Source organism: Dyella silvae, from assembly GCF_026421305.1.
Classification (GTDB): domain Bacteria; phylum Pseudomonadota; class Gammaproteobacteria; order Xanthomonadales; family Rhodanobacteraceae; genus Dyella; species Dyella silvae.
The window spans coordinates 186690-212697 of record NZ_JAPJBQ010000007.1; the positions used below are offsets into that span (position 1 = coordinate 186690).

28 protein-coding genes are annotated in these 26008 nt (G+C 63.6%); 16 read left to right on the forward strand and 12 right to left on the reverse strand.

Annotated elements, in window-relative coordinates; genetic code table 11:
- Positions 1–27: 27 nt before the first annotated feature.
- Entirely contained in the window at positions 28–555 is a 528-nt protein-coding gene (locus OQE56_RS16360; protein WP_267225715.1) for an SRPBCC family protein, read from the reverse strand.
- 150 nt (positions 556–705) lie between these two features.
- Here OQE56_RS16360 and OQE56_RS16365 point away from each other — a divergent pair, with 150 nt between their 5' ends.
- A complete protein-coding gene (locus tag OQE56_RS16365) occupies positions 706–1098 on the forward strand; it encodes an MbcA/ParS/Xre antitoxin family protein (RefSeq protein WP_267225716.1) in 393 nt (130 codons plus the stop codon).
- Between the two features lie 171 nt (positions 1099–1269).
- A complete protein-coding gene (locus OQE56_RS16370) occupies positions 1270–1953 on the forward strand; it encodes an RES family NAD+ phosphorylase (RefSeq protein ID WP_267225717.1) in 684 nt (227 codons plus the stop codon).
- A gap of 72 nt (positions 1954–2025) precedes the next feature.
- On the opposite strand, the gene OQE56_RS16375 is transcribed toward OQE56_RS16370, so the two are convergent.
- Positions 2026–2643, reverse strand: coding sequence for an OmpW/AlkL family protein (locus tag OQE56_RS16375; protein ID WP_267225718.1), 618 nt, complete (start codon positions 2641–2643; stop codon positions 2026–2028).
- 172 nt (positions 2644–2815) lie between these two features.
- Positions 2816–3709, reverse strand: a complete 894-nt coding sequence (phhA, locus tag OQE56_RS16380; RefSeq protein ID WP_267225719.1) for a phenylalanine 4-monooxygenase — start codon at positions 3707–3709, stop codon at positions 2816–2818.
- A gap of 148 nt (positions 3710–3857) precedes the next feature.
- Here phhA and OQE56_RS16385 point away from each other — a divergent pair, with 148 nt between their 5' ends.
- The 13 genes from OQE56_RS16385 (at position 3858) to OQE56_RS16445 (ending at position 12694) form a co-directional block, all read left to right on the forward strand.
- Entirely contained in the window at positions 3858–4334 is a 477-nt protein-coding gene (locus tag OQE56_RS16385; protein ID WP_267225720.1) for an Lrp/AsnC family transcriptional regulator, read from the forward strand.
- A 60-nt stretch (positions 4335–4394) separates the two neighbouring features.
- Positions 4395–5213, forward strand: a complete 819-nt coding sequence (locus tag OQE56_RS16390; protein ID WP_267225721.1) for a lysophospholipid acyltransferase family protein — start codon at positions 4395–4397, stop codon at positions 5211–5213.
- Entirely contained in the window at positions 5210–6214 is a 1005-nt protein-coding gene (locus tag OQE56_RS16395) for a YheT family hydrolase (protein WP_267225722.1), read from the forward strand. The genes OQE56_RS16390 and OQE56_RS16395 overlap by 4 nt, the downstream gene beginning before the upstream one ends.
- Before the next feature lie 75 nt (positions 6215–6289).
- Entirely contained in the window at positions 6290–6700 is a 411-nt protein-coding gene (locus OQE56_RS16400) for a DUF3224 domain-containing protein (RefSeq protein WP_323748593.1), read from the forward strand.
- Between the two features lie 62 nt (positions 6701–6762).
- Positions 6763–7857: a PQQ-dependent sugar dehydrogenase gene (locus OQE56_RS16405; RefSeq protein ID WP_267225723.1), complete on the forward strand. Its 1095-nt coding sequence runs from the start codon at positions 6763–6765 to the stop codon at positions 7855–7857.
- A gap of 46 nt (positions 7858–7903) precedes the next feature.
- Entirely contained in the window at positions 7904–8524 is a 621-nt protein-coding gene (locus OQE56_RS16410; protein ID WP_267225724.1) for a YbhB/YbcL family Raf kinase inhibitor-like protein, read from the forward strand.
- A 186-nt stretch (positions 8525–8710) separates the two neighbouring features.
- Positions 8711–8866, forward strand: coding sequence for a DUF1328 domain-containing protein (locus OQE56_RS16415; RefSeq protein ID WP_267225795.1), 156 nt, complete (start codon positions 8711–8713; stop codon positions 8864–8866).
- A gap of 90 nt (positions 8867–8956) precedes the next feature.
- On the forward strand, positions 8957–9322 hold the full coding sequence (locus OQE56_RS16420) for an ElaB/YgaM/YqjD family protein (RefSeq protein WP_267225725.1): 366 nt from the start codon (positions 8957–8959) through the stop codon (positions 9320–9322).
- 23 nt (positions 9323–9345) lie between these two features.
- The gene (locus OQE56_RS16425) at positions 9346–9807 is read left to right on the forward strand and encodes an ABC transporter ATP-binding protein (RefSeq protein ID WP_267225726.1); all 462 of its coding nucleotides are present in this window, start codon (positions 9346–9348) and stop codon (positions 9805–9807) included.
- On the forward strand, positions 9804–10094 hold the full coding sequence (locus OQE56_RS16430) for a hypothetical protein (RefSeq protein WP_267225727.1): 291 nt from the start codon (positions 9804–9806) through the stop codon (positions 10092–10094). Before OQE56_RS16425 ends, OQE56_RS16430 begins: the two co-directional genes overlap by 4 nt.
- Positions 10095–10231: 137 nt before the next feature.
- Entirely contained in the window at positions 10232–11239 is a 1008-nt protein-coding gene (locus OQE56_RS16435; protein WP_267225728.1) for an AI-2E family transporter, read from the forward strand.
- A complete protein-coding gene (locus OQE56_RS16440) occupies positions 11239–11697 on the forward strand; it encodes a GNAT family N-acetyltransferase (protein ID WP_267225729.1) in 459 nt (152 codons plus the stop codon). Before OQE56_RS16435 ends, OQE56_RS16440 begins: the two co-directional genes overlap by 1 nt.
- Positions 11698–11731: 34 nt before the next feature.
- A complete protein-coding gene (locus OQE56_RS16445; RefSeq protein ID WP_267225730.1) occupies positions 11732–12694 on the forward strand; it encodes a prolyl oligopeptidase family serine peptidase in 963 nt (320 codons plus the stop codon).
- Here OQE56_RS16445 and OQE56_RS16450 read toward each other — a convergent pair.
- The 9 genes from OQE56_RS16450 to OQE56_RS16490 form a co-directional block, all read right to left on the reverse strand.
- Entirely contained in the window at positions 12688–13665 is a 978-nt protein-coding gene (locus OQE56_RS16450) for a TolB-like translocation protein (RefSeq protein ID WP_267225731.1), read from the reverse strand. The two genes, OQE56_RS16445 and OQE56_RS16450, sit on opposite strands and share 7 nt — an antisense overlap.
- Before the next feature lie 130 nt (positions 13666–13795).
- Complete coding sequence (locus tag OQE56_RS16455; protein ID WP_267225732.1) at positions 13796–14560, reverse strand: LytR/AlgR family response regulator transcription factor; 765 nt, start codon at positions 14558–14560, stop codon at positions 13796–13798.
- Positions 14557–15648 carry a sensor histidine kinase gene (locus OQE56_RS16460; protein ID WP_267225733.1) on the reverse strand — a complete coding sequence of 364 codons (1092 nt, stop codon included), beginning with the start codon at positions 15646–15648 and terminating at the stop codon, positions 14557–14559. The genes OQE56_RS16455 and OQE56_RS16460 overlap by 4 nt, the downstream gene beginning before the upstream one ends.
- Before the next feature lie 93 nt (positions 15649–15741).
- Positions 15742–16704 (reverse strand): TolB family protein, encoded by a 963-nt coding sequence (locus OQE56_RS16465; protein ID WP_267225734.1) that lies wholly within the window; start codon positions 16702–16704, stop codon positions 15742–15744.
- 143 nt (positions 16705–16847) lie between these two features.
- Positions 16848–17882, reverse strand: coding sequence for an NADP-dependent oxidoreductase (locus tag OQE56_RS16470; protein ID WP_267225735.1), 1035 nt, complete (start codon positions 17880–17882; stop codon positions 16848–16850).
- A gap of 26 nt (positions 17883–17908) precedes the next feature.
- The gene (locus OQE56_RS16475; RefSeq protein WP_267225736.1) at positions 17909–18673 is read right to left on the reverse strand and encodes an SDR family oxidoreductase; all 765 of its coding nucleotides are present in this window, start codon (positions 18671–18673) and stop codon (positions 17909–17911) included.
- Positions 18670–20148: an efflux transporter outer membrane subunit gene (locus OQE56_RS16480; protein WP_267225737.1), complete on the reverse strand. Its 1479-nt coding sequence runs from the start codon at positions 20146–20148 to the stop codon at positions 18670–18672. The genes OQE56_RS16475 and OQE56_RS16480 overlap by 4 nt, the downstream gene beginning before the upstream one ends.
- Before the next feature lie 109 nt (positions 20149–20257).
- Complete coding sequence (locus OQE56_RS16485; protein WP_267225738.1) at positions 20258–23458, reverse strand: efflux RND transporter permease subunit; 3201 nt, start codon at positions 23456–23458, stop codon at positions 20258–20260.
- Positions 23459–23698: 240 nt separating this feature from the next.
- Positions 23699–24895: an efflux RND transporter periplasmic adaptor subunit gene (locus tag OQE56_RS16490; protein ID WP_267225739.1), complete on the reverse strand. Its 1197-nt coding sequence runs from the start codon at positions 24893–24895 to the stop codon at positions 23699–23701.
- Between the two features lie 146 nt (positions 24896–25041).
- On the opposite strand from OQE56_RS16490, the gene OQE56_RS16495 reads away from it, so the two are divergent.
- On the forward strand, positions 25042–25992 hold the full coding sequence (locus OQE56_RS16495) for a LysR family transcriptional regulator (protein WP_267225796.1): 951 nt from the start codon (positions 25042–25044) through the stop codon (positions 25990–25992).
- Positions 25993–26008 lie beyond the last annotated feature (16 nt).

A 26008-nucleotide genomic window follows, 5' to 3' on the forward strand; every position in this document is an offset into this window, starting at 1 on the left:
GGTCAAGCTCAACCCTCTATCGATGCTTCAAGGCGTGTTCTTCTCCGCATAGCCCTGTAATCGCTGCAGCTGTTCCATCAACACGCCGTCGACTGACGGCGCGAGCTTATCCAGCCCGCTCGCGCTCGATCCGTTGACGCGATACTCGAATTGCAGCGCGGTGCCATCAGCGGCGGGCTTGAGCGTGAACGTCATGACGCCTTGCACCGCCAGGCTCTGCAAGGGGCCAAGCGCGGTGTCGAGCCGAAGCAGATGGGCTGGCGATGCCCAGATCACACGCCCGTGCGCGACGCTCTGGTTGTCCCAGCGCTCACAGAAGCAACCGCCGGCCTCCGGCTGAATGCTGAGGTGCGCGGCGTCGCCGGAATACGTGTGCTTGCCGTTCCACCAGTGGCCGATGTCGACGAGGGTGGCGTAAAGCTTGTCCGGTGGCACGTGCACCGTGCGGTGGTCCTGGATCAGCAGGTGGTCTGGGCTGGCCTCCTTCACCTCCGCCTGAGCGGCGGTTGCCAGCGATAGCAGCGGAACGAGTGCGGCAAGGGCGCGGAAACGCATATCGGCGACTCCCGGGAAAGGGTGGCCGAGTATGCGGCCGCCCGGTATCCGGCGTGCACTGGCCGTAAGGCGGAGAAACGCCGGTTGCGGACTGGCGAAAAATTCACCAGTAGAGTAAAGTCACATCTAACTTCACTGGGAGAGTTCGCCATGGCCGCGCATCTCCAGCCTGAATCCATCCCCGCCGCCGACCTGAGCGGCCCCGCGCTGCGAGCCTTTTTCAATCTGGCCGAACGCTGGGATCTGCGCATTGCCGACCAGCGCCGTCTGCTGGGCGACCCGCCGGAATCGACGTTCTACAAGTGGAAGCGCCTGCAGGGTGGCACGCTGGGCCGCGACACGCTGGAGCGCATCAGCTACCTGCTCGGCATCTTCAAGGATCTGCAGATCCTGTTCCCCGACCCGCAACAGGCAGACGGCTGGGTCCACCGCGCCAACCAGGCACCCTTGTTCGGCGGGCAGTCGGCGCTAGAGCGCATGTTGTCCGGCAACGTCGCTGATCTTTACGTCGTGCGCCAATACCTCGACGCGCAACGCGGCTGAAAGGCAGGAGTGAGTTAAGAAGAGTGAGAAGTGAGAGAGAGCTGCGGGTTGCCGCTCTCACTTCTCACTCCTCTTTACTCACTCTTCGCTTTCCCGGCTCAGGTCGCAGCCTGCGATACGCCCGGTTGCGATACTCCCCATCTCTGGCAGACCGCGTGAGAAGCACTCGTCATGGCCGACATTCCACCGCTCAAACGTATCCGCTGGAGCCAGGCCTATCGCATCGTTCCCAGCCGCTTTCCGCCGGTAGGCGTGTTTGATCGCATTGCCGCGCCCGGTGATCTGGAGGCGCTGTACGCCATCGAGGCCATGACCAATCCGCGTCTGCGCGAGGAAATGGGCGAGTTGAAGCTGGTGCCGCCCGAGCGTCGTGTCAGTGGCCCCGGCACCACACCGGTCATGGCGGCCTTCACGCATCTCAATCCCGAAGGCAGCCGCTTCTCGGATGGCAGCTGGGGCGTGTTCTACGCCGCACACAGCGTGGCTACGGCGGTGGAGGAAACGGTGTATCACCGCGAGCTGTTTCTTGCCGCCACCGCCGAACCGCCGTGCGATATCGAGATGCGCTGCTATCGCACTCACATCCAGGCCAGGCTGCATGACATTCGTGGCGGATGGAAAGCCGAGCACGATCCGGATCACTACGCTGCGGGCGTGACGCTGGCGCGGCGGTTGCGCAAAGCCGGTTCCGATGGCCTGGTCTACGACAGCGTGCGCCATCGTGGCGGCGAGTGTGTCGCGGTGTTCTATCCCGATCGGGTGGGGCCCTGCGTCCAGGCGCAGCATCTGATGTATCGCTGGGACGGCAAACGCATCGCCCAGGTGCTGACGGTCGACGAGTGGAAGCGCGGTTGAGTTTCGCCCCAAAAAAAAGGCCCCCCTTTCGGGAGGCCCGTCCAGCATTCATGCCGGTGACCCTGTGAAGGGTCAGAAGCGATAGCCGAGGCTCACGCCGAAGACGATCGGGTTGATCTTGGCCGTGCCGATCTTGGTGCCGTCGACCTTCACATCGCTCTCGATGTTGACCCAGCGGACGTCAGCGGTGGCGAGCCACTTCTCGTTGATCTTCATGTCAAAGCCAGCGCGGGCGGCCACACCAAAGCTATTGGCGATGCTCACATTGCTGCCGTACAGCGCACCAGCGCCCTTGGTGTTGTAGAAATTGGTGTAGTTGAGGCCAATGCCCACGAACGGCGACCAGTCGCTGTTGGGCATGAAGTGGTAGTTGAGGCCGAGGGTCGGCGGCAGTTCCATGGTGCGCGCCACGGTGCCGACGCCATCGAGCTTCACATCATGCTTGAACGGCCATGCCACGAGCAGATCGACGCCCAGGTTAGGGGTGAACATGTACTCGATGCTTCCGGTCGGACGCGCGCTGCTGGAGGTGCTCGACTGGACGCCGGCCAATTTGCCGGTGTTGTTCTGCGGAACCACATCATGCACGCCAAAACGCACGACCCAGTTGTCATTGGTGTCTGCATGGGTGGCGGGAGCGGCGACTGTACCGAGTGCTGCGGCGATAACGAGGGGAAGCAGGACTTTCATGGATCTCATCCGTTAGTTTTTTTGCGGGGGGTGAGTCCATGCTCGTGAGAATTTCGTTGTGCATGCTTGATCTGAATCAAGCACGTGTAGGGCATACGGCCGCAGTTCCGTCGGCCCAAAAGCAAGTGGCCCGCACGATGGCGGGCCACTTGGCATCAAGCGATGTACTGCATCAGGTGTCGGCGTTGGTCGCCCAGCCTTCGCGATTGCCACGCGTAAACACGCGATCACTATCGAGCACCGCACCTGCCGCATGGGCCGGCTCTTCGCGCAGCTTTGCGTAGATCGGCGTGAAGTCCGGCCGGGTGGCTTCAAACAGCTGCTCGAAGCTGTCGATCACAAAGTACGTTTGCTGATACGTGTCGATGCGGTAGCGCGTGCTCATCACGCGTTCCAGACCGAAACCGATGCGGTTGGGCGAGGCCGAGTCGAGCGAGTAGATCGATTCGCCCTTGGAGCTGACGATGCCTGCGCCGTAAATGCGCATGCCTTCCTTGGTGTTGATCAGGCCGAACTCGACCGTGTACCAGTACAGGCGCGTGAGGTTCATCAGCGCTTCGGGGCCGATGGCAAACGCCTTCATGCCGCCGCGGCCGTAGGCCTGCATGTAGTCGGCGAACACGGGGTTGAGCAGCAGCGGCACGTGACCGAACAGGTCATGGAACAGGTCAGGTTCGCTGAGGTAGTCGAGCTGGTCGGGCTTGCGGATCCACCAGCTCACCGGGAAGCGGCGATGGGCGAGGTGGTCAAAGAACACTTCGTCCGGCAGCAGCCCTTCCACGGCCACCAGCTCCCAGCCGGTCGTTGCGCCGAGCACCTTGTTGAGGTCGGCAAACTTCGGGATGCCACCGTCGCCGAGGCCGAAACGCTCCACGCCATCCATGAATTCCTGGCAGGCCCGGCCCGGCAGCATCTCGCGCTGGCGCTTGTAGAGGGTGTCCCACACTTCGTGATCGGTGGGGGTGTAGTTCGACCACGGCTGTTCGACCACGCCAGTGGCGTACACCGGCACATAGCCACGGTCCGTCTGGTGATGTTCGACGCGGCGGGGTGTGGTGGTGTCCATGTCAGGCTCCTGGCATTCGGGCCGTGGGGTTTATCGGATGACTGAGCATAGGGCCGTTGCCACGCACGATGTTTGTTTTGTTGCTCCATGAAACCGCGTTTGCGCAATAATCGTGCGTACAAATGGCTCATGTTGGGGTTTTATTGCCATGGCGAACCTGGACCGCACCGACCTGCGCATCCTCGCCGTTTTGCAGGGCGACGGGCGCATCACCAACGCCGATCTGGCTGAGCGGGTCAGCCTGTCGGCGTCAGCCTGCCTGCGCCGCCTGCAACGGCTCGAATCGGAGGGCATCCTCACCGGCTATTCGGCCCAAGTGGACCCCCAGGCGGTAGGGCTGGGGCTGGAGGCCTTTGTGCGCGTGCAGCTGACCAAGCACGAAAGCGCCGCGGTCGAACGCTTCGTGGAACTGGTCAATGGCTGGGACGAGGTAGCGGCGTGCTACGCGCTTACCGGCGACATGGACTACCTGTTGCATGTCTATGTGTCTGATCTGCAGGACTTTTCACGCTTTCTGCTCGACCGTCTGTTGAACGCCGCCGGGGTGGCCGATGTCAATTCCAGTTTCGTCTTGCGGACGGTGAAACGGTCGACGGCTCTGCCGTTGGCCCAACTGGAGCGTTAACAGCCTTGGCCTGCGACACGGGGCCGCAGACCCCCGACTAACGCTAAACTAACCGAACTGATGAACACCCAAACCGTTTCCGCCCCGGACCGCCGCGACCTGTTGCGACCCCTGCGTTACGCCTGGCGCGTGCCATTGCTGCTGCTGCACGTGGTGCTAGGCGTGCTGTTGTGCACGCTGATCCTCAGCTGGGGCCGCAACGCGGTCATGAAGAACGGCCGCGAGCCGTTTCCGCACCGCACCATTCGCTGGTGGTCCACGGCGCTGCTGCGCATCTTCGGACTGCGCTCGGTGCGGGTAGGCAAGCCGCTGGCGGACCCGGTGCTGTTTGTCGCCAATCACACGTCCTGGGTGGATATCGAACTGCTGCACAGCCAGCGTGCGGCCTGCTTTGTGGCCAAGGCCGAAATTGCCAGTTGGCCGCTGGTGGGCTGGCTGGCCGCTTCCGGTGGCACCATTTTCCATCGCCGCGGCAGCAACCACTCGCTGGCGGCGGTGATGCAGGTGATGGTTGACCGCTTGCGCATGGGCCGTTCGGTAGCGGTGTTCCCCGAAGGCGGTACCGGCCATAACGGTGTGTTGCGCGTGTTCCATGCGCGCATCTTCCAGGCTGCGCTCGATGCTGAGGTGCCGGTGCAACCGGTGGCCTTGCGCTTCGCCCGCGATGGCCGCCGCGTGGTCGATGCCGGATTTCGCGAACGCGAAAACTTCATGCAGAACTTCCTGCGCCTGCTGGGCGAGCCGTCGATGGATGCCGAGGTGCACTTCCTCGAGCCGGTGCCGGCCACCCCGGACGCGCGTCGCCGCATGGCGGAACTGTCGCGCGAGCGCATCGCCGTGGCGCTGGAAGACAAACCCGTCAACGAACAGCACGCATGACGCTTCCAACCGGGAAGGATTTCCTGCCACCGAGGCCGCTGCGCAGTGGCCATATCCAGACCATGCTGTCGTCCAGCGGTGTGCGCCGCGTGCTGTTGCCCAAGGCCGCGCAGACCGTGCTGGAAGGCGCGGAACCAGTGACCGTGGATGGCGGCGACGGCGTACGCCTGACCGGTGCCTACACCGCGCAGAAAGTCCAGCCGCAGTCGCGTGGCCTGGCCGTGCTGTTCCATGGTTGGGAAGGCAGTGTTGATTCCACCTATGTCTTGCAGACCGGCAGCCGCCTGTTGCGCGAGGGGTGGGACGTTTTCCGGCTGAACTTCCGCGATCACGGCGATAGCCATCAACTCAACGAAGCGCTGTTCCATTCGTGCCGCATCGATGAGGTGGTCAACGCACTGGGCGATATTGCCCTGCGTTATCCAGACCGGCCAATGGCGCTCGCGGGTTTTTCGCTGGGCGGCAACTTCGCGCTGCGCGCGGCATTGCGTGCACCGGCCGTGGGTCTCCCGCTGGCTTACGCGCTGGCGGTGTGTCCCATCATCGATCCCAGCGAAGGTTTGTTTTCGCTCGAAGCCGCCGCGCCGTGGTTTTACCAGGCGTACTTCATGCACAAGTGGCGGCGTTCGCTGCAGGCCAAGCAGGCAGCGTTTCCCCATCGCGAATACTTCGAGCTCTCCGAGCTCAAGCAGAACCTGCGCGGCCTCACCGCCTCACTGGTGGCGCGGCACACGGATTTCGGTTCGCTGGAAGCCTATCTGGACGGCTATTCGGTGGCGGGCCGCGCGCTTGCCGATCTGCACGTGCCGGCCACCATCCTCACCGCGCGTGATGATCCTGTGATTCCGGTGGCCGCGTTCGAAAAGCTGGAGCTGCCTGCCAACGTCGAGCTGGATATCGCCACCTATGGTGGTCACTGCGGTTTCATCCGCGGCTGGGACATGACCAGTTTCACGGACGACTACATCGCCGCGCGTTTCAATGCTCTGACCACGGCGTGATCCTCCGGCGTCGTTGACGCGGGCTGTCACGCCGCCATGGCACCATGCACCGCGCCATGACGCGCACGAGAGGACATGGATATGGCGACACTGGCCAAGGGCACGTTCGACATAAAGATGTTGCCGCTGCCGGCACAGGATGATGTGGGCGACCCCGCCATCGGCCGGATGGCGCTGGACAAGCAGTATCACGGCGACCTCGATGGCGTCGGCAAAGGCCTGATGCTCGCGATGGGAACGGCCGTCGACGGCTCGGCTGGCTATGTCGCCATGGAGCGCGTTGTCGGTAGTGTCCACGGGCGCCATGGCAGCTTTGCGCTGCAGCATTGCGGCGTGATGAATCGCGGCACGCCAAGGCTTTCCATCGCCATCGTGCCCGATTCCGGGGCCGAAGCGTTGGCGGGCATTGCCGGCACGCTCGAGATCGTCATCGCCGAAGGCAAGCACACCTACGCCCTGTCCTACACGCTCCCGGATACGGCATGAGTGTTCGCATGAGGTTGTCCTAAGCGTTACGCTTTCCCATCCCGATCATGGAGGCCACGTCCATGCGCAAGCTGATGTTCGCCTTGTCCGGTTTGCTTGCGATGCATGCGGCCGTTGCCGCACCGCAATTGGACAAGCTGACGCTGCCCAAGGGCTTCCATGTCGCTGTCTATTCGGACCAGGTGCCCAACGCACGCGAAATAACGCTGGGTGCCAAGGGCACCGTGTTCGTGGGATCGAACAGCGCAGGCAAGGTCTATGCGCTCACCGACAGCAAGGGCGATGGTCATGCCGACCAGGTGCGGGTGATTGCCAGCGGTTTGCAGTTGCCAGTGGGCGTGGCGTTCAAAGAGGGTGATCTGTACATCTCCGCGGTCAGCAAGATCCTCGTGCTGCGTGACATCGAGCATCATCTGGACCATCCGCCGAAACCCGAGATCGTCTACGACAAGTTTCCCACCGAGACGCATCACGGTTGGAAGTTCATTGCGTTCGGACCGGATGGCAAGCTCTACGTGCCCATCGGCGCGCCCTGCAACGTCTGCGACAAGGGCAAGGACTACGCCAAGCTCACACGCATGAATGCTGACGGCAGCGGGTTGGAAGACGTGGCCTACGGCATCCGCAACACCGTGGGTTTCGACTGGCAGCCGGGTACGAAACAGCTGTGGTTCACCGACAACGGGCGCGACCTGATGGGCGACGACATGCCCAGCGACGAGCTCAACAAACTCAGTCATGCCGGTGAGCATTTCGGCTTTCCATATTGTCACCAGGGCGACACGCTCGATCCGGAGTTCGGCCAGGGCAAGCGTTGCAGCGATTACACGCCGCCCGTGCTCAAACTCGGCGCGCACGTCGCATCGCTCGGCATGCGCTTCTACGAAGGTGCGCAGTTTCCGGCCAGCTACAAAGGCGCCATCATCATCGCTGAGCATGGCTCGTGGAACCGCACCAAGAAATCCGGTTATCGCGTGATGACAGTGCGCCTCAACGGGGACAAGGTCGTTTCCTACGAACCCTTGCTCGACGGCTTCCAGCAGGATGAAAAAGCGTGGGGCAGGCCGGCTGACGTGCAGCCGCTTCCCGATGGCAGCCTGCTGGTCAGCGATGATCTCGCCGGCGCGGTCTATCGCGTGACTTACCAGAAACCCTGACGTCCGCCACCGGCGACGCCACACACGCTTTAACAGGAGAACCGCCTTGCAACTGCGTAGCGACAACTTCGAACACAGTCAGCCGATTCCCGCGCCACTTGCCTTCGGCAAGCCAGGCGCGCCGGTTGCGTTGTCGGATAACCTGAGCCCGCATCTGGCGTGGAAAGACGCACCACTCGCCACGCGCTCCTTCGTACTTACTTGCATCGACTTTGACGTGCCGAGCAAGCCCGACGACGTCAACAAGGAAGGCCGTACGGTGCCGGCGGATTTGCCCCGCGTGGAGTTCGTGCACTGGCTGATGGCCAATATTCCGGTGGAATGCGGCGAGCTGGCCGAAGGCGCGTGCAGCGACGGCATCGTGCCGCGCGGTAAGCGCGCGCCCTATGGCCCGCCCGGCAGCGTGCAAGGCATCAACGACTACACCGGCTGGTTCGCCGGCGACGCCGACATGGGCGGCGAGTATCTCGGCTATGACGGCCCGTGTCCGCCGTGGAACGATGCCATCGTGCACCACTACCACTTTCGCCTGTACGCGCTGGATGTCGACAGTCTCAAGCTCGCGGACGGTTTTACCGTTGCCGAGCTGCGTGCGGCGATGGACGGCCATGTGCTGGCCGAGGCCGAGCTGATGGGAACCTATACGCTCAATCCCGCATTGGGTTGAGAGCCGCTGGCAAAACGACTGCGCGGCCGCTCGCTACGTTTTGTCAGCGACCCCAGGGCGTTGGTTGAGGCAGCGTGAATGGCGCGCAACGGCGTGTTGACGGCGCGCCAATTTCACGCCCGCAAGGCAGGCGCTGTGGATGAATGGCAACGGGGCGATACGCTGCCCCGTCGAGAGGAACGCACCATGCTCCATTACGCCCTGGTATTTCTGGTTATCGCCATCATTGCTGCCCTGTTTGGGTTCACCGGCATTGCCGGTACGGCGGCAGGCATTGCGAAGATTCTGTTCGTCATCTTCCTGATCCTTGCCGTGATCGCCTTCTTTCGCCGCACAAGCTGAGCGCCGGCGCGCAGGGTCTTGCCCCAACCGGTGCGCGCCCGGCTGATCAGATTGGTAAAGTGGATCCCCCCCGCCTCATCGGAGAACGTCATGAACAAGCAAGTCCAGGCGCATGAGGAAAACAGTGCCGCCGAGCGCATCGAGGAGCGCGCCGAACGCATCAAGCAGGCCACCTCCAGCGCCGTATCGAGCACCAAGGAAGCCGTGGAACGCGCCGCGGACCAAGTCGAGGAGCGTCTGCACCAGGCCACCGACAAAGCGGCCGATGCCGCCACGCGCGCCAGCGCCAAGGCCGATGAATACCGCCAGCGCGGACGCGATGCCTACGGTGACGCCAAGGATCGCGCCGACGAATGGCTGGAGCTGGCCCGTGAGTACGTGCGTGAGAAGCCCGTGCAGTCCGTGGCCATTGCCCTTGGCGCAGGCTGGCTGCTGGGCCGCATACTCCGCCGCTAATTCACGCCATTTGAGGACAGCGGATGGACCAGACCGGACGCGACGACGCGCCCGCCTCGCCTGACGAGACGCCGCCGGCACCGCCAGGCTTGTTGGAAGACCTGGGCCGGTTGGGCCGCGCGTTCCAGAAGCTGTTTGGCGCCCAGCTTCGTCTGCTGGCGACCGAGCTGGGGCTGGCGCGCGCCGCGGTTCACTGGCTGCTCGCCGCCGGCCTGGTAGCCACGGTGGCCGCCGTGGGTTTTGGCCTGACCCTGCTCGGTCTCATTGGCTGGCTGCTGGCCCAGTGGTTCGGGTCGTGGACCTGGGCGCTGATCGTGATGGCGCTGTTGGAGCTGGGCGTTCTGCTCGGCGCCATCGTGCTGTTCCGCCGTTGCATGCACTGGATGACCCTGCCCGCGACGCGCAGCGAGTGGAATGCGATCATGCAGGAGACCCTGCGTCGTCCCAAAACGCAGGAACCGTCCGGTCCGGAGGACAACCCATGAGCCTCGCCAAGCAACTGCATGCCGTGCGCACGGCAAAACAACGTGCGCAGGAAGCGCGCCACGAACTGGCCGTGCCGGCGCAGGCGCTGTTGTCGCGCGGCCAACGTTATCCCCTGACCACGGTGGGCGCAGCCGCTGGCGCAGGCTTCGTGCTGGGTCAACTCAACGTGCACCCGCTGCGTGTACCGGGCCTGGGTGCTCTGATGAGCGGCACGGCGGCTGAAGTGGTAGGACAGGTCACGCGCCTGCTCGCCGATTTCGCGCAAGATCAGTTCAACGCCTCATGAGTGCATCTGGTTCAACGTCAACGCCCGCCACCTCGAGTGACGCGGCGCACTCCCCGGCATCCGCAACCCGGTCGCAGGCATACCGGCTGCAGCACGCACGTAGTGCGCGCAGCCATCTGCGGGCGATACGCATCGCGTTGAATCTACTGCTGGTGCTGGCGCTGATGTACACCATCACGCTGATCAAGGGCTTGCTGATACCGTTGGTGCTGGCCGCGTTCATCGGCCTGGCGCTCAACCCCATTGTCGCCAGCGGCGCGCGCCTGGGCCTGCCGCGCTGGCTGTGCGCCAGCGTGCTGATGTTGGCGTTGATTGCCGGCATTGGCACCGGCATCAGCGCACTCGCCACGCCGGCGCTTGGCTGGTTCCACGAGGCGCCCGTAGCCATCCGCGGTTTTGTGCCTAAATTGAAATCGGTGCTGCAGCCCATCGAGGCGGCAAGCCGCGCAACGCAAAGCCTGGTGACAGGACAAACGGTGCGTACGCCTGCGAGTTCGCCCGCCACCATGGCCATCAGCATGTGGGATGTCGTCGCCACTACGCCCAAGGTGCTGGCGGCTGTGCTCACGGTGGTGTTGCTGGTCTTCTTCTTCCTGATCTATGGCGATTTGCTGTTACGCCGGCTCGTGGAGTCGGCGCCCAGTTTCGGCGTCAAACGCCATGCCGTGGCTATCGTGCGCAGCATTCAGACCGAAGTGTCGCGCTACATTCTCACCACCACGCTGATCAACCTGATGTTGGGCGCGGTGACTGCCGGCATGCTGTGGCTGTATCACATGCCTGATCCCTTGCTATGGGGCGCGGTGGCCATGTTGGCCAACTTCATTCCCTATGTGGGTGCGATCACCACCACGACGGTGTTGGCGCTGGTGGGTCTGATGAATTTCAACGACGCCGGCCCGGCCTTGTTGCCGGCGCTGACCTTCGCGGGCATCACCGCCGTCGAGGGCAATCTGGTCACGCCGATGATCCAGGGCCGGCGCATGCGCCTGAGTCCTATCGCCATCCTGCTCTGGCTATTGATCTGGGGCTGGTTATGGGGCGTGCCTGGCGCGTTGCTGGCGGTGCCCATGCTCACCAGTTGCAAGCTGGTGGCGGAGCGTGTGCGCGGCTGGCGATGGTTTGCGCAGATGGTGCAGCGCTGATGCAGGCAGTCACGGTCCGGTTCGTGACAGAGGCGGACTTCGATGCGTGGAAACCGCTGTGGGATGGCTACAACGCCTTTTACGGGCGTAGCGGCGATGCCGCCTTGCCCGACGAGTTCACGCGCATCGCCTGGTCGCGCTTTCTCGATCCGGACGAACCGATGCACGCACTGGTGGCCGAACGCGGCGGGCAACTGCTGGGCCTGGTGCATTACCTGTTTCATCGCAGCACGACTAACCCCGCCAACAGCTGCTACCTGCAGGATCTCTTCACCGTGAAGGAAGCACGCGGGCTTGGCGTCGGTCGCGCGTTGATCGAAGCGGTCTATGCCCGGGCGCGCGACGCCGGCGCGGCGCGTGTGTACTGGCAGACGCACGAAACCAATGCGACGGCCATGCAGCTTTACGACAACGTAGCCGAGAAGTCAGGGTTTATCGTGTATCGCAAGCCGCTGTAGCATCGCGAAACGTTCATCCGGGACAGGATTTCCGATGTCTGCCGTATCGCCTCGTTCGACGCGCATGGTCCGTCTGCTGACACGTACGGCTACTGCAACGATGCTTCTCCTCGGCTGTGGCTTGCCGATCGCCGTTACTGCGCAGACGCCCGGCGAGCACCCCTTGTGCGCAACGTCATCGGCCGCAGGCTATCCCGTCGTGACACATACGACGCTGGCGGGCGTGCCGGCCATCCTTCGTGTTCCCGAGCACATACGGAAGCCACCGGTGGTTCTGTGGCATGGCTTCGGTCCTCCCGCGAGCGAAGAGGCCATGATGGAGGCGCTGCCGCTCGACGACGTGGACGCGGTGAAGGTCTATCTCGGCCTGCCGCTGTTCGGCGCGCGTGCACCAGCGGGTGGCAACAAGGAACTTGCTCGCCGCCAATCAGAGGATGTGGGATTGCAGGTGTTCAAGCCTGTGGTTGCCGGCGCGGGCGATGAGTTACCGGGCGTTGTCGCTGCTCTGCAAAGCGGTGCCTGCATGACCAAAGGCGGGGCCATCGATCTGGTCGGCTTTTCGGCAGGCGGAGCGGCGGCCTTGTACGCGCTGTCACAGGGCGGGGTGCATGTAGCTGCCGCCGTGCTGATCAACACCTCCACCGGTCTGAGCGCGTCAGTGCAGGCCTATGAACATGCCACCCACCAGACCTACGCGTGGTCGCCGGCATCGCGTGAGCTCGCGCAGAAAACCGACGCGGCCGGCCGCGTGGCGGATATTGCCGGTGCACATCCGGCGTTGCTCTTCGTTACCGGCACGGCCGATAAGGTGATCGACACCGACGCGATAGCCGACGTGTATAAAAAGCTGAAGCCGTACTACCGGAACGATGATGCACGGCTTCAGTGGAAGGCGATGCCCGATATGCCGCATCAGTGGGCGGCCGACCCGCAATCGCTGGCCAGCATCCGCCAGGCCACGGGTGAATGGCTCAAGGGTTCCTCAACGCCTCAATGATCGATGCCGTGCGACCTGAGCACGTCGCTGATATCGAACAACCAGAGATTGCGCGAGCCGTTGAGCGGTTCCTGCAACCGGTGTTGCAGGGAGGCAACATCATCGCGCGCTTTGGGAAAGCTCACTTCGGCTTGCCGATTGCTCGACACATACAGTTCGCCGAACTGGCGGCCCAATGACGGCGCGTTTTCCAGCGACGCCGAATTGACGTCGCCCGACAGGTGCACGGGCTTGCCCCAGTGTCCGTCCGCATCGCGGAAGGCGATGTAGATATCGGCACTGCCCATCGAATCGCCTTCGTTACCGGCGTAGACCAGGAAGCGCTGTTGCGGATCGATGCTCGGGTCCATGCGGTTGTGCGCGACATCGCCCAGGTCGATGCGCTCCGGTGCCGCGTAGCCGCTCTTGCTGCGGCGAGCGACATAGATCTGGTAGGCCTTGCCCGAATCGCTGCGATGCGCGGAGAAATAGATATCGCCGTTGGCTGCAATCGATGGGTTGTAGATCATCGCGCCGTCGTTGAGTGCGCCATCCACGTGCATGGGCTTACCCCAATGTCCGTCCGGCTGCATGTCCACGTACCAGAGATTTTTACCGGGAAACGTTTGCCCCGCCATCTCCGCCATCACCGGCACGCCACCGGGTTGCGGCGGCCTGTTGGAAACGAAGTAGAGGCGCTTGCCATCGGGCGACAGGGCCGGTTCCGAATCGTGCCACTGGCCGGAGAACGGCACGACTTCTGGCGTGCTCCAGCCGTCGCCAGCGCGGTGGGTGACGAGGATGGTGTCATCCTTCTCGGCGAAATCCGAGCGCATGAAGTACAGCGTGTTGTTGTCAGGACTCAGCGCGGCTGACGTCTCTTGCAGTCCGGTGGATATCACACCTGGCGCGAGCAGTTCGCCTGCCCATAGCGGGGCAGCGACCAGCGCAGCTAACAAGGACGTGACCAGCAAGAACGGCTTGGACGGCATGCACGACGCTCCTTCAGAGGTGGGGACGGTGAAGTGGCATCAGCATGAGCAGGGCGGCATGCCTTCGCAGCAGCTTTGTGATCGGCGGTGGCGCCCGCGTGACAAGCGGTTGCTGTCAGCGTGCCGGCGGTCAGGCCATGCCGAGTGCGCGGCGCGCCTGCGCACGAAAGCGCCGGCTCAGGCTGAGCCGCGTGCCATCCTGCAACACCACCTCCGCACTGCCCTGAAAGAGCGGGTGCACTTCGCGGATGCGTTCCACATTCACCGCGATGCCGCGATGGATGCGCAGGAACCGGCCAGGATCGAGCACGCCGAGCAGATGCCGCAGCGATTCGCGATGCAGATAGGTCGCTGTACCCGCGTGGATGTGCACGTAATTGCCGTCAGCGCGAATCCAGTCGATATCGTTGGCGGCAACGACACGAATGTGTTCGCCCTGTTGCACGCTGAGCCGTTGGAGGTAGGGCGAAGCCGCGGGCGCAGGGGCCGTTGTGCTTGATACGGCCGAGGTCACCTGCAGCCCATGCCAATGGCGGCGCACGCGTGCCATGGCCTGATCAAAGCGTTCCTGGTCGATCGGCTTGAGCACGTAGTCGATGGCATTGGCGTCGAACGCGCGCAAGGCGTGTTGCCCGTAGGCGGTCGCAAACACCACCATGGGTAAGTTACCGCGCTTCATGCCGTGCAATAGTTTGAACCCATCCATGCCCGGCATGCGGATATCGAGAAACAGCAGATCCGGCTCAAGGGCCTCGATGGCCTGCCGTGCTTCGCCTGCATTGGCGCATTCGCCCACGATGGCGACGTCGTCGTGCGCGGCAAGCGCCTGCCGTATCGCCAGGCGTGCCAGCATTTCGTCGTCGACCAATAGCGTGCGGATGAGCGGCCGGTTCATGCGGCGCACTCCCGGAACGGAAAGCGCAACTCCACGCGCGTGCCGCCCTCCACCTTGCGTTGCAGATCCACCGTGGCCGCCTCGCCGAACAACATGTCCAGCCGCGTGCGTGTGTTGCCAAGCCCGAGCCCGTCTTTTGGCCCTTCCGGCGGCAAGCCGATACCGTCGTCGTCCACACGCAGCAGCAGATCGTCGCCATCGCGACGGGTCACGATATGCAGCGTACCGCGCTCGGTCTTGTCGAGCAGGCCATGGCGCAATGCGTTCTCCACCAGCGGCTGCAGGATCATGTTGGGCACCAGCGCACGCAGCGTGTCGGCTGATACATCCAGATGCGTGGTCAGGCGATCCTGAAAGCGCACCTGCTGGATGCCGAGATAGCAGTTGAGAAATTCAACCTCGCGCGACAGGGGCACCTGCTGCGCATGACGTTCCTCCAGCGTAAGCCGGAGAAAATCGCTGAGGCGGGCAATCATCTGCCGTGCCTGCACCGGGTCGGCCAACGCCAGCGCCGAAATCGCGTTGAGCGTGTTGAACAGAAAGTGCGGTTGCAACTGCACGCGCAGCGTTTGCAATTGTGATTGCACCAGCTGGGTTTCCAGTTGCGAACTGCGCAGCCGCTCGTCGCGCAGACGGCGCTGTGATTCCAGGGCACGCAGCACCACCAGCACCACGCCGTAGGTAAGCAAGCTCAGGTGGAAGTTGTACGCAAACTGCATGCGCGCGAAAGCGCCAAACGTCAGGCCGGGCCGTGTGGCGGGCGGTCCGCAGAGCGTCCAGTAGATACACATCACCAGGCCCACCTGCGTGGCGGCGAGCAGCACGCTGCTCGGCCCATGCACGGCCCAGAACCGGCTCCAGCCGTCACCGCCGCCCTGGCGCCCAAGCCACGCCACCAGTGGTGTGAGCAGCATCCACAGATACGCGTTGGTGAGGTTCCAGGTAAGCGGCCGCGTCCAGGTGAACGCCTCGCCCTCGCTCATCATCGAAATCACCGAGCTCGCCGTGTACGACAGGGCGAGCACGGTCCATAGCGCGAAGACGAGCGCCCAGATCTTCCAGCGTGGTGCAGTCATCAGGTCGGACACGGTGGCCTCACCGGCATGAGCCGCGGTAGCGAACCGCGATAGTGTGGAAGCGGCGTCACTGCGGCGACAGTGCCTGAAGACGCAGGCTGGTCATCAGCCAACCGTGCAGGACGGCGCAGCGGCGGGCACCGTCTCGCCGTGCGCCGCAAGCCACGGTGTCAGCGAGACCCGCCAGATGTGGTCGCTGCCTGCATCAGGCTTTGGATCGCGCTGGGAAACGGCCGGCGGCAGGCTGCGGTCGCTGGCGAAATACAGTGTGCGGTGGTCGCAGCCAAACTGGGAGTCCATGTTGTGCGTACCGCCATTGACCCCATCGCCAAGGTCCTGCGGCGGACTCCAGCTATCGGCGGTGTGGAAAGCGATCGCGAGGCGGTACGCCTGCTTCGGATCGTGGCGGATGCTGAAGACCATGAACGAGCCATCCGGCGCAATGGCGACATCGCGGATTTGCGCGTCCTTGTCGCCCACGGCCACCACGTCAGGTGCCCGATAGTGACCGTTCTCGTAGACCGCCCGCAGCGGACGCAACACGCCATCCGGCGCGCAACCGATGTAGTAAATGCTGCCGTCCGCCGCCACGCTGGGCGCAAAGATGCGACTGCACGCGTTGACGGTGTCGGGCAGGCGCACCGGTTCGCTCCAGTCATCGCCCTTCCGGTCCACGCGCCAGAGGTTCAGGCCCTGGCCCGTCAGAAGCTTTCCGTTGCTTACGGCATCGAGGGCTTTGCCATCCGGCGTGGCGGGTCGATTGGAGGTAAACAGCAGAAAGGAGCCATCCGGCGCCATGGTGGGATCACCGTCGCGCCAGCGCCCGGAAAAAGAGGCTGTCACCGGCGCGGACCACTGGCCGTTCACCCGGTGCGACACCAATACGGCGGCACCGTTGCTGCTGCCGCGCATGAAGTAAACGGTGCCGCCATCGGGAGTGAACGCGGGCGAGGCGCTATCGGCGAGATCGCCAGGAAGGAACACGCTGGGCACCGGTGGATCGGCGGGCAGCGGGGTGATCGCCGGCGACATCGCCAGCAGCACGACGCAGATCATCTCTTGCCACATGGTGAACACGCCCTCGGATGTGCACGGGATATGGCGCTTCAACCTAAGGGAATTCAGGCCGGTCGTCGCCCGTTCTGTGACGACCGGTACCTGCGCTGCCGCAAGCGGTGGTGCGGGTGTGCCCAGAGGCGCCAGCGAGGACGTCAGTCCTGCGCTACGCGCACCACCAGCTTGCCGACGTTTTGTCCCTCCAGCAGCCCGATGAAGGCCTCGGGCGCGCTTTCCAGTCCATCCACGACGTGCTCGATGGCCTTGACCCGTCCGTCGGCGATCCACGTTGCCATGTCGCGGCGAAACGCTTCGAACCGGTCGGCATAGTGGTCGAGGATGATGAAGCCTTGCATGCGGATGCGCTTCATCAGGATCGCGGAGGTCACCCGTGGCAGGCGGTCCGGGCCGGCGGTCGGCGCGTGATCGTTGTAGTGCGCAATGAAGCCGCACACCGGGACGCGTGCATGTAAATTCAGAAGCGGCAGTACGGCATCGAATACCTCACCACCGACGTTCTCGAAATAGACGTCTATACCCTTGGGGCAGGCGTCGGCCAGGCGTGCGGCGAGCAGCGGATCGTGGCGATCGATGCAGGCATCGAAGCCCAGCGTCTCCACCGCGTGGCGGCACTTGTCGGCGCCGCCGGCGATGCCGACCACGCGCGCGCCCTTGATCCTGGCGATCTGCCCGACCATGGCACCGACCGCGCCAGTGGCTCCAGCGACGACCACGGTTTCCCCCTGTTTTGGTTGGCCGATATCAAGCAGCCCCACGTACGCGGTGAAGGCCGGCATGCCCAGCGCACCTAGCGCGAGCGACGGCTGCGGCATGTCGCCGAGCGGCGACAGTTCCTTGCCATCCGATACAGCATGCTCCTGCCAGCCAGCGTTACCCAGCACCAGATCGCCCGCGCGGAACTGCGGATGTTTCGACACCACCACGCGACTGACCGTGCCGCCAACGATCGGTTGGCCAATGGGTATGGCCGAGGCGTAGCTCGTGCCCGCTTCGTCCATCAGGTTGCGCATGTACGGGTCGAGCGAGAGATAGAGCGTGCGCAGCAGCAATTCGCCATCCGCAAGCGTGGGCAGGCGAGTTTGTTCGAGCCGGAAGTCGTCTGGAGTGGGCCGGCCCTGTGGGCGAGCGGCAAGGACGATGCGGCGATTGGCGAGTTCGTTCGATGACATAGCGATTCCGTTCGAAAGGGATGGTGTTACCAGTCGATGCGCATGCGGTCGCGGAAAAAGCCGCCCGTAACCGCGGGCCGCCCAGGCAACATGGCGGCCCACACGATACCAGCGGCACCCTCGGCAACCGGCCGACCGCCATGGCCGCCCATGTCGGTGGCGACCCAGCCAGGGCATACCGCATTGACGAGAATGCCGCTGCCTGCGAGTTCCGCCGCTAACATGCGTGTGTGGCTGTTGAGCGCGGCCTTGGAGACGCGGTAGGCGGGACAGCAGGTGCCATCGCTGTCCATGGCACCGCAGCCGCTGGAAACGTTCACGATACGGCCGTAACCGTGGCGCTGCATCAGCGGCAGCATCGCCTCGGTGAGTTGCCAGGCGCCGAGCAGATTGGTCTCAAGTGCCTGACGCACGACATCCAGGCTGACCGAAGATGCCTGATTGTCGACATCGAAGTACGCACCGGCATTGTTCACCAGAATATCCAGCCGCCCGTACTCACCTTGGATACGGGCGGCAAGCTCGCGCACGTCACCTGCTGAGGTGACATCCAGCGGCACCGCGATCACCTTGCCGCCATCTCGGCGCAGCTGTCGCGCCGCCTTTTCTCCGGCGAGCGAGTTGCGCGAGCCCATCAGTACGGTCACGCCGCTGGCCGCGAGTTGCCGGGACACCTCGAGTCCGAGGCCGCGATTGGCGCCGCTCACCAGCGCGACACGCTGGGAGGGCTCCGGCTCGGCCGCCGTCACACGACGGCGGGACGGCCTTACCGGAAACGCCACCGCGTTCATGGCGTCGTGGCCAGCTGATCGCAACGCTCGGTGGCGCATGCCTGCCAGCCGCCACCCAATGCCTTGTACACCGACACCGCGCGCAGGTTGATCGCCGCCTGCGCATCGGCCAGCGCGTCCTCGGCTTCCAGCTGGGTGCGCTCGGCATCCAGCAATTGCAGGAAGTCGGCGGCACCTTCGTTGTAGCGGATGCGGGCAAGATCCGCAGCACGACGGCTGTTGGTCACCTGATCCTGCAGCTTGAGCACGCGATCGCGTTGCAGGTTGTAGCCGACGATGGCGTTGTCCACGTCTTCTACGGCTTGCAGCACAGTGCGTTGGTAGTAGGCGAGTGCAGCATCCGCACGTGCCTCGCTGGCCTTTACGTTGGAGCGAACGCGCTGCACGTTCAGGCCCGACCAGGTAATGCTCGGGGCGATCGACCATGCACGTGACTGTGCGCCGCCAAAGTCGTTGCTGCGGCCGGAAAGGAAGCCAAGAAAACCACCCAGCGTGATGTGCGGGTAGTAGTCGGCCTTGGCCACGCCAATGCGGGCATTGGCGGCAGCGAGCTCGCGTTCCGCGACGCGCACATCCGGCCGGCGTTGCAGCACATCACCCGCGTTGCCGATGTCCAGCGCGACATCGATGGGCTTGAAGCTCTGCGGCGACAGATCGACGTCAAGTTCACCCGGACGTTCGCCCAACAGCACGGCCAGACGCGACGTATCGTTTTGCGCCAGCGTCTGCAGCGTGGGTAGCTGCGCTTCCACAAACTTCAGTCGTGCCGTGGCGCTGGCCACGTCCTGTTCCGAAACCGTACCGATGTCGTTACGGGCATGGATAAGACGCAGCGTCTCGCGCTGGTTTTCGATATCGCGGTTAGCCACGTCGATACGCAACTGCACGCCGCGCAGGTCAAAGTAATTGCGGGCGACTTCGGCGAACAGTGTCACCTGCGCGTCCTGCAGCGACGCTTCGCTGGCACCGGCCTCCGCGCCCGCCGCTTCCACCGAGCGGCGAATGCCGCCGAACAGATCAATTTCCCAGCTGGCGTCGAAGCCGGCCTGATAGCTGGTAATGGTGGTGCGTTTGTCGGTGAAGCCCGGTTGCTGCTGGCGGCTGCGCGAATAGTTGGCGACCGTTTCCACGTCGGGAATCTGCTGGGACTTCGCTACGCCCAGCATGGCGCGCGATTCGCGCAGACGTGCATAGGCGATCTTCAGATCGGGGCTGTTCGCGGCAGCGCGCTGGATCAAAGCGTCCAGCGTGGGGTCGTTGAACTGCTTCCACCATTGCGCCTGGAACGTCTGCGTGGATTCCTGCGCGTTGACGCCCTGCATGGCCACAGGTTTTTCCTGTGGCGCGTGATAGTCGGGGCCGACGCTGGCGCAGCCGGCAAGCATGATGGCTGCCGCGATGGCGGTGACTTTCTTCGCGGCAGAGCGGCGCGACACGGGGCCACAGGAGGGCGTCGGCGTTGCTGCTATATCCATGAAACCGACGCCGGATGAAAGGGTGTCGCCAGATTGGCCCCTCACCCCGGCCCTCTCCCCGGAGGGGAGAGGGAGAAGTGTGGCGAAGAGGTTTTTCAAAGAAGACATATCAATGCTCCTCGAGGAGGTTGCTGGCCTGCGCAAGTTGCGCGGCCTTGCGGGCGCGGCGGCGTTCGCTCGTGCGTTCGCTCCAGCCACGTACCAGCACATAGAACAGCGGCGTAAAGATCAGGCCGAAGAAGGTGACGCCCAGCATGCCGGCGAACACCGCCACACCCATCGCGTGACGCATCTCCGCACCCGCACCGTGCGAGGTCACCAGCGGCACCACGCCCATGATGAAAGCGAACGAGGTCATCAGGATCGGGCGCAGTCGCAGGCGGGCTGCTTCAAGCACGGCCTGCGTGCGATCCATGCCTTCGATGATCTGGGCTTCGCGGGCGAACTCCACGATCAGGATCGCGTTCTTGCACGCCAGGCCAACGAGCACGATCAGGCCGATCTGGGTGAAGATGTTGTTGTCGCCACCGGAGAGCCACACGCCCGAGATGGCAGACAACAGCACCATCGGCACGATCAGGATCACTGCCAGCGGCAGCAGCAGGCTTTCGTACAGCGAGGCCAGCACCAGGAACACGAGCAGCACGCACAAGGGGAACACGAGCACTGCGGTGTTGCCGGCAAGAATCTGCTGATAGGTAAGCTCGGTCCACTCGAACGTCATGCCGTTGGGCAGGTTTTCCGCGGCGAGCTTCTCGATCGCCGCTTGCGCCTGACCACTGCTGTAGCCCGGTGCCGGGCCGCCGTTGATCTCGGCGGTCGGGTAGCCGTTGTAGTGCTGCACGCGATCCGGGCCAACGGTCTGCTTCACCGTAAGGAACGAACCCAGCGGAATCATCTCGCCTGTCGAGCTACGCGTCTTGAGGCCCAGGATGTCCTGTGGCTCATGACGGAAGCCCGGCTCGGCGGAAACGTTCACCTGGTACGTGCGACCAAAACGGTTGAAGTCGTTGACGTAGAGCGAGCCGAGATACGCCTGCATGGTCTGGTACACGTCGGCCAGGTCCACGCCTTCGGCCTTCGCCTTCTCGCGATCCACGTCCGCGTCGATCTGCGGCACGCTCACCTGGTAACTGGAGAACAGGCCCGCCAGCGTCGGCACCTTGGTGCTTGCCTGGATCAGGTTTTGCGTCTGCTTGTAGAGCTCCTCGAAGCCTGCGTCCGAACGATCCTCCACCTGCAATCGGAAGCCGCCGATGGTGCCAAGGCCATTGACAGGCGGTGGCGGGAAGATCGCGATGTACGCGTCCTGGATGCCCGCGTACTTCTGCTGCAGAGCCGCGGTGATCGCACCGGCCGAGAGCGAGGCATCACGACGCTCCTCAAACGGCTTGAGCGTGACGAATACGATGCCCGAGTTGGTGCTGTTGGTGAAACCGTTGATCGACAGACCGGGGAATGCCACGGCGCTTTCCACGCCCGGTTGCTTGAGCGCGATATCGCTCATGCGACGAATCACGTCTTCCGAACGATCCAGCGAGGCGGCATCCGGCAGCTGCGCGAACGACACCAGGTACTGCTTGTCCTGCGGCGGCACGAAGCCGGTCGGTACATGGGCAAAGCCAAACAGGCCAAGCAACACGAGGCCACCATAGATCACCAGCGCAATGCCGCCCGAACGCAGGATGCGCTTGACGCCACCCACATAGCGGTTCGCACTGGTGACAAACAGGCGGTTGAACGGACGGAACAGCCACCCGAACGCACGGTCGATGAGCAGGCTCAGCTTGTCCTTGGGTGCGCCGTGTTCCTTCAGCAGCAAGGCGGCAAGCGCGGGGCTCAGCGTGAGCGAGTTAAAGGCCGAGATCACCGTGGAGATGGCAATGGTCAGCGCAAACTGGCGATAGAACTGGCCGGTCAGGCCGCTGATGAAGGCCGCCGGCACGAACACTGCGCACAGCACCAGCGCCGTGGCCACGATGGGCCCGGTCACTTCATTCATGGCCTTGCGCGTTGCTTCCTTGGGCGACAGACCGTGCTCGATGTGTCGCTCGACGTTCTCCACCACCACGATGGCGTCGTCCACCACGATGCCGATGGCCAGCACCAGGCCGAACAGCGACAGCGCATTGAGCGAGAAGCCTGCCATCAACATCACCGCGAACGTACCGATCAACGACACCGGTACTGCGACCAGCGGGATGATCGATGCACGCCACGTCTGCAGGAACAGAATCACCACCAGCACGACGAGCAGGATCGCTTCGAACAGCGTATGCACCACCGCTTCGATCGAACCGCGCACGAACACGGTCGGGTCATAGACGATCTTGTAATCCACGCCCTGCGGGAAATCCTTCTTGAGGTCCGCCATCAGGGCGCGGACTTCATCGGAAATCTGGATGGCGTTGGAACCCGGACGCTGGAAGATCGGCAAGGCGACCGCCGGCTGGTTGTTGAGCAAGCTGCGCAGCGCGTAACTGTTGGAGCCGAGTTCGACGCGGGCCACGTCGCGCAAGTGCACGAACGAGCCATCGGCATCCTTGCGCACGATGATGTTGAGGAAATCCTCCTCAGAGATCAGGCGGCCCTGCGTGTTGATGTTGAGCTGGAACGCAGCATTGGTGGGGCCCGGCGGCGCATTCAGCGCGCCGGCCGCCACGGTGATGTTCTGCTCCTGGATCGCATGCACCACATCGCCCGTGGTCAGCTGACGCGAAGCAAGACGCTCCGGGTTGAGCCACACGCGCATGCTGTATTCGCCCGCACCAAAGATCTGCACGTCGCCCACGCCATTGAGGCGGGCGAGCTGATCCTTGATGTGCAGCCGCGCATAGTTCGACAGGTAGAGCATGTCGTAGCGCTGATCGGGCGAGATCAGATGCACCACCATGGTGAGGTCGGGCGAGCTCTTTTGCGTGGTCACGCCAAGACGCTGCACTTCCTCAGGCAAACGCGGCAACGCCTGCGACACGCGGTTCTGCACCTGTACCTGCGCGTTGTCCAGATCGGTGCCCAGCGCAAAGGTGACGGTGAGCGTCATCGCGCCGTCGCTGGTGGACTGCGAGCTGGTGTAGAGCATGCCTTCCACGCCGTTGATCTGTTCTTCCAGCGGCGTGGCGACAGTTTCGGCGATCACCTTGGGGTTGGCGCCGGGGTAAGAGGCACGCACCACCACGGTGGGCGGCACCACTTCGGGATACTCGCTGATCGGCAGTTTGAACAGCGCGATGCTGCCCGCGATGACGATCAGCACGGAGAGGACGCCAGCCAGAATCGGCCTGTCCACAAAATACTGAGCGAGTTTCATTGCATTCGTCCTGGTTGCTCTTGGCACCATTCCCGCGCGAAGCGGGGACTTTGGGTGCCTTGTTCGCGTTGTGCTGGGACAAAGCGGCCCTGGCCCTCTGCTCAAATGAGAGAGGGCATCCATGATTTGCGTGTTTCCTTCCTAGTTCGTCATCCCTGCGAGAGCAGGGATCCAGCGCCTTTATGCGTGGCGACTAAGTCACTGGATTCCTGCTTTCGCAGGAATGACGATCAAAACCGATTACGGGTTCTGCGCAGCCTTGTTGCCGCTGCTGCCACCCGCCATCGCCAGCTGCTTGTTCGGATCGAGACTACGCGTCTCCATCGCCACCTTGGTCGGGTTCACTTCCACACCCGGACGCACGTGCTGAAGGCCGGCGACGATCACGGTGTCCTTGGCGTCCAGACCTTCGCTAACCACGCGCAGGCCGTCGAGCAGCGGACCGGTGACCACGCGGCGGTATTCCACCTTGCGATCCTTGTCGATCACGTAGACGAACTTGTTGCCAAGGTCGGCGCCTACGGCGCGGTCATCGACCAGTGCACGCGGCTGGCGGCTGTCGCTACGTAGCTGGATACGGACGTACAGGCCCGGTGTGTAGCTGGCGTCGCTGTTGTCGAACACCGCACGCAGGCGGATCGTGCCGCTGCCTGCACGCAGCTGGTTGTCGACGAAGTCGACGCGGCCGGCGTGGGGAAACCCTTTCTCATCCGCCAGTGCCATCGAAATCTGCGGCGAACCGCCATGGTCGCGACGCTGACGGTCGAACTTCAGATAGCTGTGCTCATCGACGTCGAAGTAGGCATAGATCGGGTCGATGCTCACCACGCTGGTCAGCACATCGTTGCTGGTCACCAGGTTGCCCGGCGTCACCAGCGCATTGCTGACGCGTCCGTCGATAGGCGCGCGTATTTCGGTGAAGCCGAGGTTGAGCTTGGCGGCGTCGAGTGCGGCGGTGGTGGATGCCACCTGCGCCTTGGCGCTCTGCGCGGCCGTCTGCTGACGGTCGGCTTCTTCCTTGGCGATGGCGTGCTGCTCAAGCAGTCGCTCGGCGCGTTCGGCATTGGCCTGCGCGAGTCCTTGCTCTGCCCTGGCCTGGCCGAGATTGGCATTCAGACGATCCACTTCGGCCTGATAGGGCCGCGGGTCGATGCGGAAGAGCAGGTCGCCCTTGCGCACGATGGCGCCTTCCTTGAAGTGGACGGAATCCACATAGCCGCTGACGCGGGGCCGCAGCTGGATGGTGTCGACGGCCTGCAAGCGGCCGGTGAACTCGTCGGCGTCGTCCACGGGGCGTACCAGCACCTGGGCTACGGTGACAGTGGGTGCCGGCGGCGGGCCAGCCTGCGCATGGGTGTCACTGCTGTGGCCCAGCAGGGCCCAGCTTCCACCCACCACGGCGACGGCGAGAGCGGTAAGGATCCATCGTTTTTTCATGTCGGACTCCCAGAATGATCTCGTCGGCATGGGGGTAGGGCCGGCGAGCAGGGGCGAGAGATTAGGTGTACGATGGAGTTCAATAAATCCCTTTTGATGCAATGCAATAGTGACTGGCAGTCACGAATGGGGTGAAAATCGAGCCTATGGAAGACTTTGCAGCAATCTCTGCCTTCGTCCGGGTGGTTGAGGCCAAGAGCTTCGCCGCCGCCGCCGCCCAGCTCGGCATGACCCCCTCAGGTGTCAGCCGAGCCGTATCGCGCCTTGAAGAGAGCCTGGGTGCCCGGCTGCTCTACCGATCTACGCGTTCGCTGCGTTTGACCGACGATGGCGCCGCGTTCCACGCACGTTGCAAGGAAATCCTTGCTGATCTGACCGAGGCCACCGAGGCTCTGGGCTACGCCAGCCGCAAGCCCACGGGCAAGCTGCGCATCGGTGCGCCGGCGGCGGTGGGGCGTACGGTGATCATCCCGAGGCTGGCGGAATTCGAGCAGCGCTATCCGGATATCCGGCTGGAGCTCTCGATGTGCGATTACCCCTACGACCTCAATGAGGAAGGCATCGATTGCGCGGTGCGCGTGGGGCCGCTGGAGGATTCCAGCCTGATTGCTCGCAAGATCGGTTACCTGCGCAACGTGATCATCGCCTCGCCGGAGTACCTGGCCAAACACGGTGCGCCGCAGAGCATCGAGGACCTGAAGAACCATCGCTGCATCAACTACATCATGCCCAACGGGCGCCCGCGCCAGTGGCAGTTCGACACGCCGAGCGGTCAGGTCGCCGTGGATATCGATGCGCATCTGCTGATCAACGATGCGGAATCGGTGATCCAGGCGGTGGTTTCCGGATTGGGCATTACCCAGGCGCCGCATGTCATCGCCGCCTGCATGCTGGACATGGGCAAGCTCGAGCTGGTGATGACTGACACCATTTCCGCCGGCAAGCCGGTGTGGATCGTCTACCCGCAGAAGAAGCACCTGTCCGCGCGCGTGCAGTGCTTTATCGAGTGGGTGCGCGAGGTGTTCGAGCAGACCAACGAGCCGGGTAAGCACAAGAAGCCGGTGGTCTCGGCGGTGCCGCAGCGGTTGAGCGCGTAAGCGCGGGGTCTTTTCA